General features: G+C 32.3%; 13 protein-coding genes. 1 reads left to right on the forward strand and 12 read right to left on the reverse strand.

Annotation, left to right across the window (positions count from 1 at the left end; all coding sequences use genetic code 11):
• Window positions 1-131: 131 nt before the first annotated feature.
• Both COC46_RS15080 and metG read right to left on the reverse strand, forming a co-directional pair.
• A complete protein-coding gene (locus COC46_RS15080) occupies window positions 132-902 on the reverse strand; it encodes a TatD family hydrolase (RefSeq protein ID WP_098810536.1) in 771 nt (256 codons plus the stop codon).
• A gap of 421 nt (window positions 903-1,323) precedes the next feature.
• A complete protein-coding gene (gene metG, locus COC46_RS15085; protein ID WP_098810538.1) occupies window positions 1,324-3,300 on the reverse strand; it encodes a methionine--tRNA ligase in 1,977 nt (658 codons plus the stop codon).
• A gap of 301 nt (window positions 3,301-3,601) precedes the next feature.
• On the opposite strand from metG, the gene COC46_RS15090 reads away from it, so the two are divergent.
• A complete protein-coding gene (locus tag COC46_RS15090; RefSeq protein ID WP_098810540.1) occupies window positions 3,602-3,886 on the forward strand; it encodes a transition state genes transcriptional regulator AbrB in 285 nt (94 codons plus the stop codon).
• Between the two features lie 107 nt (window positions 3,887-3,993).
• Here COC46_RS15090 and rsmI read toward each other — a convergent pair whose 3' ends face one another.
• From rsmI to COC46_RS15140, 10 genes are all read right to left on the reverse strand, one after another.
• Window positions 3,994-4,869: a 16S rRNA (cytidine(1402)-2'-O)-methyltransferase gene (gene rsmI, locus COC46_RS15095; protein WP_098810561.1), complete on the reverse strand. Its 876-nt coding sequence runs from the start codon at window positions 4,867-4,869 to the stop codon at window positions 3,994-3,996.
• Window positions 4,841-5,131: a GIY-YIG nuclease family protein gene (locus COC46_RS15100; RefSeq protein WP_098810542.1), complete on the reverse strand. Its 291-nt coding sequence runs from the start codon at window positions 5,129-5,131 to the stop codon at window positions 4,841-4,843. Before COC46_RS15100 ends, rsmI begins: the two co-directional genes overlap by 29 nt.
• Window positions 5,118-5,858, reverse strand: a complete 741-nt coding sequence (locus COC46_RS15105) for a tRNA1(Val) (adenine(37)-N6)-methyltransferase (RefSeq protein WP_098810544.1) — start codon at window positions 5,856-5,858, stop codon at window positions 5,118-5,120. Before COC46_RS15105 ends, COC46_RS15100 begins: the two co-directional genes overlap by 14 nt.
• A gap of 183 nt (window positions 5,859-6,041) precedes the next feature.
• Window positions 6,042-6,401 carry a DNA replication initiation control protein YabA gene (gene yabA, locus COC46_RS15110; RefSeq protein WP_141550914.1) on the reverse strand — a complete coding sequence of 120 codons (360 nt, stop codon included), beginning with the start codon at window positions 6,399-6,401 and terminating at the stop codon, window positions 6,042-6,044.
• A gap of 12 nt (window positions 6,402-6,413) precedes the next feature.
• Window positions 6,414-7,241, reverse strand: a complete 828-nt coding sequence (locus COC46_RS15115) for a PSP1 domain-containing protein (protein WP_098810546.1) — start codon at window positions 7,239-7,241, stop codon at window positions 6,414-6,416.
• Between the two features lie 3 nt (window positions 7,242-7,244).
• On the reverse strand, window positions 7,245-8,240 hold the full coding sequence (gene holB / locus COC46_RS15120) for a DNA polymerase III subunit delta' (protein ID WP_098810548.1): 996 nt from the start codon (window positions 8,238-8,240) through the stop codon (window positions 7,245-7,247).
• A 151-nt stretch (window positions 8,241-8,391) separates the two neighbouring features.
• Window positions 8,392-9,024: a dTMP kinase gene (gene tmk, locus COC46_RS15125; protein WP_098810550.1), complete on the reverse strand. Its 633-nt coding sequence runs from the start codon at window positions 9,022-9,024 to the stop codon at window positions 8,392-8,394.
• Window positions 9,025-9,035: 11 nt separating this feature from the next.
• On the reverse strand, window positions 9,036-10,454 hold the full coding sequence (locus COC46_RS15130; protein ID WP_098810551.1) for an aminotransferase class I/II-fold pyridoxal phosphate-dependent enzyme: 1,419 nt from the start codon (window positions 10,452-10,454) through the stop codon (window positions 9,036-9,038).
• A 357-nt stretch (window positions 10,455-10,811) separates the two neighbouring features.
• Window positions 10,812-11,000, reverse strand: coding sequence for a sigma factor G inhibitor Gin (locus COC46_RS15135; RefSeq protein WP_255294920.1), 189 nt, complete (start codon window positions 10,998-11,000; stop codon window positions 10,812-10,814).
• A 651-nt stretch (window positions 11,001-11,651) separates the two neighbouring features.
• Window positions 11,652-11,846 (reverse strand): hypothetical protein, encoded by a 195-nt coding sequence (locus COC46_RS15140; RefSeq protein WP_098810555.1) that lies wholly within the window; start codon window positions 11,844-11,846, stop codon window positions 11,652-11,654.
• Between the last annotated feature and the right edge of the window lie 149 nt (window positions 11,847-11,995).

Below are 11,995 nucleotides of genomic sequence, written 5' to 3' on the forward strand. Positions count from 1 at the left end.
CTAGTGCTTCTACTCTACTGAATGTATGTTTACTAGATTTAGAAGTAGAAGAGTTTTCTTTCGACAAATTCTTCAACTCTTCATACGTGAACTGTGACGAATGATATATATATTCGTACTAGTTCATGAGATCATTTGTTAATCTGAAAAACATTACACGCATTCTCAAAAGTTCGTTTCTGAACTTCCTCGACTGATATGTTCTTTAATCGTGCAATTTCTTCAGCAACAAGTGATACATAGCTAGGTTCATTTCTTTTTCCTCTATACGGATGTGGGGTTAAGTATGGACAATCCGTTTCGATTAATAGATTTTCTAACGGAATTTCTGTCGCAACTTCTTTTGGTTTTTTTGCATTTTTAAATGTAACTGGTCCTCCTAATGAAATATAGAAGTTCATATTAATACATTCTTTTGCAGTTTCCACACTTCCGCCGAAGCAGTGCATGATGCCACCTACTTCTGATGCATTTTCTTCTTTTAAAATGGTAACAATGTCTTCTGTTGCGTCTCGATTGTGAATGACAATCGGTAGTTCGCATTCTTTTGCTAATTGAATTTGTTTTCGAAATACTTCTTTTTGGATTTCTTTTGGTGACTTATCCCAGTAATAATCTAATCCAGTTTCACCAATTGCTACTACTTTAGGATGTTTTGATAATTCCTTAATCCAATTGAAATCTTCTTCTGTTGCATCAATTGCATCAACTGGATGCCAGCCAATTGCTGCATAAAGAAATTCATATTTCTCAATTAATTCCATAGCTTTCGTAATTGTCGGGCGATCAAAGCCAACAACTACTTGATGAACAACTCCTGCTTCTAGAGCTCTACTAATTACTTCTTCAAGGTCTTCTTTGTATTGATCTGCATTTAAATGTACATGTGTATCAAAAAGCATTTTTACTTCCCCTTTGCTCATCTGAGATTTAGTCTAGCATACCGTAAAATTTCTTACCTAACGCACAGTTAACAATTCCGTTACAAAAAGAAACAGACGAAATTAAGCAATTTCTAATAAAATTTTAAAGCTGTTTTAAATCAATTCCATGTTATATCAAGACTTTTATACTTTTTGTCATAGAATTCAGATAATTTGCTCATTTTACCATTGTAATGTATCTGTAATATTTTCTTCATATAATGACATTTTCTAACAATATATGGGTAACAGATGCCATATTTCAACATATTATTATTATATTTGTGGTTTTTATGATATTTTTACAAAATTCTGCACAACACAACAATTATTTCAGTAAAACAAATAAAAAAAAAGTATTTCATGTTAGTTTTTACACGAAATACTTTTCTTAGCAACATTATTTAATAATAGTACCGTTTGGTAATGATTGATCAATTGTTGCAAGTGATAGTTTACCTTCAATACTACCTGCAAGAATCATTCCTTCGGAAAGTTCTCCTCTAAGTTTTACAGGTTTTAAATTCGTCACACAAATCACTTTTCTACCAATTAAGTCTTCTGGTTTATAGTATTCCGCTATACCTGAAACAACTTGTCTTGATTCATTTCCTAAGTCTAACTGTAGTTTAAGAAGTTTTTTTGCACCTTTTATAGGACCACATTCTTTTACTTCAGCAACTTTTAGTTGGACTTTAAAGAAATCATCGATTGTAATTTCAGGAATAGTTTCTTCTACTTTCTCTTCTTCCACAGGTTTTACAGAACCTTGCATTTGCTCTTTAATATATGCAACTTCAACCTCTGTCTCTAAACGCGGGAAAATTGGATCACCTTTTTGTACTCTTGTATCTTCTTGAATTGCCCCAAACTTGTTAAGGCTGTCCCAAGATAGTATTCTTTCATCGTTTAGTCCTAATTGAGTGAATATTTTTGTTGGTGTCTGAGTTAAGAAAGGTTTTAATAAAATTCCTACATGACGCAATGATTCAGCTAAATGTGCCATTACAGATGCTAGTTCTGTAACGCGGCTTTCGTCTTTAGCTAATACCCAAGGCTGCGTCTCATCAATATATTTGTTCGTACGACTAACGAACTGCCAAATATTTGTTAACGCAACTGAAAACTCCATATTTTCCATTGCAGCTTCCACAGTTTCTTTCGTACTTTTTGCTATTTGTTGAAGGTTATTATCAAAGTCCGTTACTGCACCGTTAACTGCAGGAATATTCCCATCAAAGTACTTTTGAATCATTGCAATCGTTCTATTCAATAAGTTACCTAAGTCGTTCGCTAAATCAAAATTAATTCTGTCAACGAATCCTTCTGGCGTAAAAATTCCATCTGAACCAAAAGGAACTTCACGTAATAAGTAATATCTTAGTGCATCTAAGCCATATCGATCGATTAATACTACTGGATCTACAACATTTCCTTTTGATTTACTCATTTTACCGTCTTTCATTAATAACCATCCGTGAGCAAAAACCTTTTTAGGTAATGGTAAATCTAGCGCCATTAACATGATTGGCCAATAAATAGTATGGAAGCGAACGATTTCTTTACCAACTAAATGAACATTTGCCGGCCAATACTTTTTATAGTTTTCATCTTGATCTGTACCATATCCTAGTGCTGTAATATAGTTCGATAATGCGTCAATCCAAACATAAATAACATGTTTAGCATTACCTGGTACTTTTACTCCCCAATTGAATGAAGTACGTGAGACAGCTAGATCTTCTAAACCTGGTTTAATGAAATTATTAATCATTTCATTTTTTCTTGATTCAGGCTGAATAAAATCTGGATTCTCTTCATAATACTTCAGTAATCGATCAGCATATTTACTCATTTTAAAGAAATATGACTCTTCTTTCACTAGCTCTACTGGATGACCGCTGTCCGGACTTTTTCCACCAATTATTTTTCCTTCTTCATTATGTATAGGATCTACGATTTGAGTCTCAGTATAGAATGTCTCATCCGGTACTGAATACCAACCTTCGTACTCGTCCAAATAAATATCACCTTGATCAAGTAACTGTTTAAAAATCTTTTCAACAATATCCTTATGTCGATTTTCTGTTGTACGAATAAAATCATCATATGAAATATCTAATTTTGTCCATAGATCCTTAATCCCAACAACGATATTGTCTAAGTATTCTTGAGGCGATACATTTAACTCTTCAGCTTTTCGTTGAATTTTTTGACCATGTTCATCTGTACCCGTTAAATAAAAAACATCAAATCCTTGAAGTCTTTTATATCTAGCCATTGCATCCCCAGCAACAGTCGTATAAGCATGACCTATATGTAATTTTCCGCTCGGATAATAAATTGGGGTTGTAATATAAAAACTTTTATTACTCATTTTCCAATAGTCCTCCTTCAAAAATTTCTAAATATTGACACTAAATTATTCGCATGATTTTGCATTTCATTATAAAATGAAAAATGAGTTATCTGCATATCCCATCTACTATTACAACTTCATACTTATTTTATAAGTTAAATTTTACACAATAGTAACATCTATTTCTATTATTTCTCATAAATATACACACATTTTCTCTTTATTTTATCCATTTAGCCATAACAGCATTAAGTAGTTGTATTTTAAGACTACATGCACATTTATTTTTATAAAAATTTTTTATATAGGAGGCTTACTTATGAAATCTACGGGAATCGTACGTAAAGTAGACGAGCTTGGCCGAGTTGTAATTCCAATTGAACTTAGAAGAACACTAAACATCACAGAAAGAGACACACTTGAAATATTTGTACAAGATGATCGAATTGTCTTAAAAAAATATGAACCAAATATGACTTGTATGATGACTGGAGAAATTTCTAAAAATAATCTCGAGATTGCTGATGGCAAAATTGTATTAAGTAAAAAAGGCGCAGAGCTTTTAAAATTCGAGATCGAACAATTTATAGCTGATAATAATTAAATTGAAGAGGCTGCTTATTATAATTGCATTCTCTAGATCATCACTAAGTAAAAATGAGTAGAGAAATTCATATAAATAAGACAGCCTAACTTCATTTTTAATACCTATTAAATTTCGTGATATTCTGCATAGACATCTCTTTTATTTAATGACCGATCCTTTGCAACCAGTTTTATTGCGTCTTTACTTTTTTCATTTTTTTCATTTATGTACCAATCCACATGTTGGTTAATGGAGAGCTCTTCCCACCAACATTCCTCATTGTTTTTCACTTCTTCCTCAGAGGCACCTTCTAATATCACTACAAACTCTCCACGCACTTCTTCATTCGTTGACCAACTTATCGCGTCACTAACTGTGCCTCGTAAAAACTCCTCAAACTTCTTCGTTAATTCTCTACAAAGAACAACTTTTCGATCACCTAACACTTCATGAATAACTTGAAGCGTTTCTTTAAGGCGATGTGGAGACTCATATAAAATAACCGTACTTCGCTGACTCTTTAACGGTTCAAGTTGTTTCTTCTTATCTTTCTTTTGACGAGATAAGAATCCTATGTATAAAAATGAATCTGTAGGTAGTCCAGATGATATTAAAGATGTTAATGCAGCATTTGCACCAGGTAAAGGAATGACAGAGATTCCTTCTTCTAAACAAAGCTTTACGAGCTCATAACCTGGATCATTAATGCATGGCATACCTGCATCGCTTACTAACCCGATCTTTAAACCTTTTTTTAAATCCTCTACAATTTTCAATCCTGCTTTTTCTTTATTATGTTCATGATAGCTTATTAATGGTGTCGGTATTTCAAAGTGATTACAAAGCTTTTTAGAGTTACGTGTATCTTCCGCTGCAATATAATCTACTTCTTTTAAAATACGTACGGCTCTAAACGTCATATCTTCTAAGTTCCCAATAGGCGTTGGTATTAAATATAGACACCCTAGCTCTTCATTTAAAAAGCTCTTTTGGCTTTTTATCATAGCTCGTTCCCTCTCTCATATATCGTTCTTTATTTTCTCTTGTTAATTGCTTAAATGCATATTCAGCTTGCATCGCTTCTCTTTTCGTTTCATACTCCTCAAAAAATATACACTTTACAGGTACTCTACCTCTCGTGTATTTTGCGCCTTTACGATCATTATGTTGTTTTACTCTACGCTCAATATTTGTCGTATAGCCCGCATAGAAAGTTGCATCGGAGCATTCTAGCACATATAGATAATGTTTATGGTCTTCCATATAGAATTTCCTTTAACTCAGCTGTATACTCATTATTTTCTTCATACACATAAACTGGAGGTAAAATTTTCAGGTCCGCTTTACCACCTTTTATTCCCTCAATAAGAAGTGTATTTGCTTCCTTACCCATTTTAGGGTAAACAAACTGAATTCTTTTCGGCTCAATGCCGTGTTTACGCATAGTAGTAACAATATCCAACATTCGTCCAGGACGATGAACCATCGCCAATTTTCCGCCATGCTTTAAAAGCTGTTTACTTGCATTAATTACTTCTTCTAAATTTGTCTTAATCTCATGTCTAGCTATTGCATAATGCTCATTCATATTCTGTTCTGAAGATGGAATATCTTGAAAGTATGGAGGATTACATGTAACGACATCTACAAATTCTCTTCCAATTTTAGCTGGTGCATTTTTTAAATCGTCATGTATCATTGATATTTTTTCATCTAGCTTGTTGTATTCAATACTTCGTTTAGCCATATCATACAATCGCTCTTGTATTTCTACACCTATTATGTTTGCCTTAGATCTACGATGAAGCATTAATGGAATAACACCATTCCCAGAACATAAATCAACAATTGTACCTTTTTGAATCGGTACATATGTAAAATTAGATAAAAGGACTGCATCTAATGAAAATGAAAAAACAGATGGGCTTTGAATAATCCTCATATCATCGGTTAATAAGTAATCTAAGCGTTCGTCACCTTTAAGCATAATTAATTCCTTTCAAATAACAGACCAATATTTATCTTTTATCTTTGCCTAATCGTTTAATAATTAACTAGTAATACATAAAAAGAAGCTATTCCAATTAGAATAAAGCCTTCTTACCTATTCATACAGCTTATCTAATGGCTGCATGAATAGATAATCGTTCGCTTCTTCCGGAATAGCCTACAATTACTTTTTATCAAAGAAGGATAAACAAAACAGACAGTCCTCACCATGACGCACGCTTCCATAATGTAGATTACAAATATGGAAACCTTCTTGGTATAGTCTAGCTAAATTATCATAGCCTTCCCCAAGATCCTTATCCTTTTGTACCTTTTTCTTCTTTGAGTCTTTTATTTGTTCTTTTTCTTCTACACGCTTGTCTAGACCTAATCGTTCTCGTAAGTGGTCATTTTCAATTTTCGTATAGTGGTTTTCTTCTAGAAGCTCAGCAATATATTGTTTTAAGTCACTAAGCTGTGTTGATAAATCTTGAATTTGTTCTTCCATATTGGAAAGAGATAAGAATATATTCTTCTTGTCCAATCTTACCACCTCTTAATCTGTGGTTTGTATTGACACAACTCCCTCATGAATTAAATCATCCAGAGTATACTCCACAACGCGTTCTTTTTTGATCAATTCTACTTGAATAACTCGTTCTAAGATGTTCAATCCTACTACTCTTCCAGGACCTTCAGCTGTTTCAATAACATCCTCTAAGTCTGGAAGTTGTTCTTTTGCAGCTTCATACTCATCATTCTCATACTTTAAGCAACACATAAGTCGGCCGCAAAGTCCCGAAATTTTTGCTGGGTTAAGAGAAAGATTTTGATCTTTTGCCATTTTAATGGACACTGGTTCAAAATCACCTAGGAACGTTGAACAACACAACATTCTACCACAAGGTCCAATCCCACCTAGCATTTTAGCTTCATCTCGTACTCCTATCTGTCTTAACTCGATTCGAGTACGAAATACTGCAGCCAAATCCTTTACTAATTCCCTAAAGTCTATTCTACCATCCGCTGTAAAATAAAAGATGACTTTATTTCGGTCAAACGTATATTCGACATCAACTAATTTCATATCTAGTTCATGTTGCATAACTTTACTAGAACAAACTTCATATGCTTCTTTAGCTGATTGTTTATTCTCTTCAACAATCATACGATCATGCTCATCAGCTAATCGCATAACTTTTTTTAATGGAAGGACTACGTCATTTTCTCCGACCTTTTTATTTGGTACAACTACTTTACCAAATTCAATCCCCCGCACCGTTTCAACGATGACAAAAGTATCTTTAGGGATTGCTAATCCATTTGGGTCGAAATAATAGATTTTACCAGCTTTTTTAAAACGTACTCCGACTACTTCGTACACAATCTACAATCCCTCCTGTAGCTCTATAATCATTTGCTCTAAAACCATTAACATGTTTGCGTTTGATGTTAATCGTTTTTTAGCATCAAGGATGATCTCTAAACAAGTAGTTATTTTCTCTAATGAAATACGGTTTAATGCTTGTCTCATTAATGATTCTTCATTTTTAAAAACAACATTTTGATCTTGTTCAGCATATATATATAACATATCTTTAAAGGCTAATACAAGCATATCAAGCATCATTTGTAACTGTTCTTTCGTATCGAAATGACGAGAAACATTTTGTTGCATGACTAAAAGACTATCTTTTTTTGTCGTTAATAATGCTTCATATAATTCTATCACTAAATCTCTTGCTTGTGCAAACCATTCTTCTTCAGCAATTTGGACTGCTACAGCCTCACTATTTGTTAGTCTTGCTAATAAAGGAATTATGTTTGATTGTAGCTCAATTTTTCCTAAATGTTCTTCAAAATATTTTGTTGGTAATGGATTAAAATGAATTGATTGACAGCGAGATAGGATCGTCGGCAAAATTTGTTGTACTTGTTCGGTTAATAAAAACGCAGTTGTAATTGAGATAGGCTCTTCCAAAAATTTTAATAATGAATTAGCTGCATTCGTTGTCATCCGATCAGCATGGTCTATTATATAAATTTTTCGATTCGATTCAACGGCCGTTTTAGCGAATTCTTCTTGTAATTCTTGAATTTGATGTTTCTTTATTGATGTTTCTTCCGGTTTAATTAAGTAAACATTTGGGTGATTACCGGAATCAACACGCCTGCAATTGCGACAAGTTCCACAAGGTGTAGCTTCACTTACATTCTCACATAGTAATACTTTTGCGTAATACAATGCAAGCTCACGTTTACCCGTTCCTCTTGGGCCTTCAAATAAGTAAGCATGTGCCACTCTGTTTTTAATTACTGCATTTTTTAACATTTTTGTAGCAACTGGCTGACGCTCGCTTAGTTCCTCCCAAGATGTTTTCATGTTTACACCTACTTATATATTTAAATTGATTGATTACATAATTCTAAACTCACTTTTTATTTGCGATTCAAGTTAATTTTTTTAACTCTTCCTACTTCTATTATAACAGTTCATTGATTTTATTGTTCATGTATTCAATTTTAGAAATTAATTAAATTTGATCTATTTTTTCCAAAATAACTTCTAGTGTATCTGTGAATACTTGATTAATTGAGTTAGAAGCATCAATTTTTTTAAAGCGTCCTGGTTCCCTTTTCATTATTTCAGCGTAGCCACTTTGAACCTTTAAATGAAAATCTAGCTCTTCTAAATCAAGTCTATTGACTTCTCTCTCATCCGCTTGGTGAACTCTTTTCAGCCCAATTTTAGGGTCCAAATCAAAATAAATTGTTAAATCAGGCATTAATCCATCGATTGCAAACTGATTAATATTGTAAATTTCATCTATACCGATTCCTCTACCAACTCCTTGATATGCAAGTGAGCTATCTACGAATCGGTCACATAATACAATTTTTCCTTCTTCTAATGCCGGGATTACTTTTTCTGCTAAATGTTGTCTCCTAGCTGCAGCGTATAACAAAGCCTCCGTACGCTTGTCCATTTCAACATTTTCAGTATTTAAAATAATATTTCTTATACTTTCAGCTATTCGAATACCACCTGGTTCACGAGTAGATATAAAATTTACGCCTCGATTTCGAAGTTCTTCTGATACCATATGAATAATTGTTGTTTTTCCAGCACCCTCTGGTCCCTCAAACGTAATAAATAAAGATTTCAACCTATTTCCTCCTAAATCAGTACTTCAATTTGTAAATTTTTATTCTCAATTAAGTTATGAATCGTCATTCCATATTGATAGATATTGTGAATATAATCAACATGCTTAGTAGTGATTAATTCACCTTTTAATAAAATTGGAACTCCTGGTGGATATGGAACAATATTTTCTGCCGAAATTTCTCCAACAGAATCAGCCAAATTTTTTACCATCTTTCTTTTTTTCTTTAAACCTGCGTAGCTATATGAAACTGTACTTGTAAAATTAGGTACGGTAAGCTTAGGCTGTTTATTTTCAATAAAATTCATCGAATCAGTTGCTTTTTTTATACGACTAATAAGGTCATTATAGTCAATTTTTTCATCTAGAGGTAGGATAAATAGAACATGTCCCCAATCTGAAAGTTCAGTATAGATTCCCTCTGTTTCAAATATTTCCTGTAATTGCTTACCGGTATGTCCTTTTTTACTTTTTACGATTAGTTTTAATAAATCCTGCTTATAGTTTAAATGACCAGTAGTAACAATGTTTAAATTAGATAGCTCACAAACACCCTTCATGAACTGTTCAATTTTCCTCTGAAGTTGGATAATCCTATCAGAAGAAAATGATTCGACAAAGTTCCTTGCGTAGTCTAAAGAAGCCATTATCGGATAAGAGGGACTACTACTTTGTAGCATTCTCAGCATTTCTTTTATTTTTTCTTTAGAAACAAGTTTTGATTTTATGTGTAGATATGAACCCATTGTCATCGCAGGTAAGGTTTTATGCGCCGACTGTATAACGATATCTGCCCCCATAGAGAGTGCGTCTTCTGGAAATGGTGTCCCAATAATAAAATGCGCTCCATGAGCTTCGTCAACTATTGTAGGGATTCCCATACTATGGGCGAATTCAATTATATTTCCTAAATTCTGAGACATTCCATAGTAGTTAGGATTCGTTAAAATCATTGCCTTTGCATTAGGATAATCTTTTATTACATTCATTGATTGGTTAATATTAATCCCAAGCGGCTGTCCTAACTCTTCATCAATATCTAAAGGCAAGAATATAGGCTTAGCTCCAGCAAGTAATAGCCCATGAAAAATTGATTTATGACAATTGCGTTGAACAAATACTTCATCATTTTCATTACATATAGCTAAAATAGAAGCTAAATTACCTACAGTTGATCCATTCACTAAAAAGAAACTCTCTTCCGCATTATATACTTCAGCTAATATTTTTTGAGCCTCATAAATTACCTCTGAAGAATAATGTAAGTCATCCAATCCGTTTAATTCCGTCACATCATAACTTAATATATTAGGTAATTCTAAATCCTTTATGTATGTATGCTTTCCATTTTTATGTCCTGGAACATGTAGAGATATTGTTTCTTTATTAACAAACTCTTTCAGTGCATTTAGTAATGGCATATTATTCATATTTAACGCTTCCTTTAATTACACAATTTATTTATATGTTCGCTATATTAGTATATTTTTTTATTTATAGATTTAAATAAATCTTTAAAATCCATTTAAAAATTTAAAGACATTCGCCTAATTCCAAGCACATATCTCAGTGCTTTACGATTAAGTTTTAGTGGCAATATAAAAACCGATTACATTTACAAGATCTCTCCATGACTTAAAGGTTTAGTCACTTAAGAGCAACCAAACAGTAATTTATTATGGCAGAGGTCCTTGTATTCAGTAATCGGTCCTTCATTTTATACTTTATTTTATCTTACAACACCTTATAAGACTACTACTATTAGTCTACTATGTTTATGTTAATCTTTAATTTGCAATTTCTTGTTTCACCGTATTAATACTTCTTAACTTCTCTACAAAGGAATTGTATATAGGTGCATCTGTTTCAGTTGTTACAATTTTCTTTTCACACTCTTCACAAACGAATGCCTCAATAATATGAATACCTTGTTCCTTTTTCTCTTCACAAACAATACATTTTGTTAATTCATTCACCTTAATTCCTCCTCGAATATTTCTTCAGTACAAATCCTCATTGATTAAACAATTTCGTTTATTATTTAGTTTTGCAAATTAAAAACTTTTTATACAATTTAGAGCCTATTTTTTTGTAATATATGAAAATAGTTCTAGTTTTGTGCTTTATTTAGAAAAAAATTACACCTAATCCATTACTACACTCCTGCTTTGTTCTATTTCCCACCAGGTTCTACTAATAAAAAAGGACTACATAATTTGTAGTCCTTTGAAAAATTTTATTTATCTTTAATTTTTGGTCCTAATAATCCAGCAAATCAAAGAATTGCTAGCTCAGAATTAACTGTACAACCATTCAAATTTTCTTATCTAAAAATAATTAATCAAAGTAGCAGCGCTTTTGAGCAATACCTTTAAGTGAAGTGCCAGTTAAATTAGCCTCGTTTAAGTCACATTAATCAAATTTCAATATTACTTAACTTTGAATAGTAAAAATCAACTTTTCTTAGCAAACTCTTTTAAATTTTTATTCGTTTTAATTTTCCATATCTACATAATGTTAAATTCGATAAGAAGTCATTAAATAATCCATTCTGAAGTGTCGCCTCCGTCAAGTCAAAGTCTAAAGTTTTTGTTTCATTCAATTCAATTAGATGAACAGATGCTTTCCTAAAGACTAAAGTCTGTATTTAACAAATCACATTTATTAAAAATCACTTGTTCAAATTTAATTCGTTTTATTTCCTCACCAATAATAGAGCAATTATTAAATTCTGTTTCACTGAAATAACGATCCTCTTCCAGTTCAATTGCACTCAATGTAGTGAGCTCTCTTCGGATTATAGGTTGCTGAAATTTACTCATTGATTTATACGCATCCTTCTCTTTTCAAAACGATTATTTTTTTGATCATATTCGTTATTCGACAAACAGAATCAATTAATCCTTTTTATTTGATAGGCTATTTTCGCATAGATTATTGCATGTTTAAATACAAAAAAACATCAGCCAAA

The organism is Bacillus sp. AFS041924, assembly GCF_002577195.1.
Taxonomy (GTDB): domain Bacteria; phylum Bacillota; class Bacilli; order Bacillales; family Bacillaceae_G; genus Gottfriedia.

Excerpts from the sequence above, each read along its gene's own strand:
- COC46_RS15080 (WP_098810536.1), bottom strand. The coding sequence starts at position 902 with ATGCTTTTTGATACACATGTACATTTAAATGCAGATCAATACAAAGAA.
- COC46_RS15100 (WP_098810542.1), bottom strand. The coding sequence starts at position 5,131 with ATGGAAGACCATAAACATTATCTATATGTGCTAGAATGCTCCGATGCA.
- COC46_RS15130 (WP_098810551.1), bottom strand. The coding sequence starts at position 10,454 with ATGAATAATATGCCATTACTAAATGCACTGAAAGAGTTTGTTAATAAA.
- holB (WP_098810548.1), bottom strand. The coding sequence starts at position 8,240 with ATGAAAACATCTTGGGAGGAACTAAGCGAGCGTCAGCCAGTTGCTACA.
- COC46_RS15140 (WP_098810555.1), bottom strand. The coding sequence starts at position 11,846 with ATGAGTAAATTTCAGCAACCTATAATCCGAAGAGAGCTCACTACATTG.
- metG (WP_098810538.1), bottom strand. The coding sequence starts at position 3,300 with ATGAGTAATAAAAGTTTTTATATTACAACCCCAATTTATTATCCGAGC.
- COC46_RS15090 (WP_098810540.1), top strand. The coding sequence starts at position 3,602 with ATGAAATCTACGGGAATCGTACGTAAAGTAGACGAGCTTGGCCGAGTT.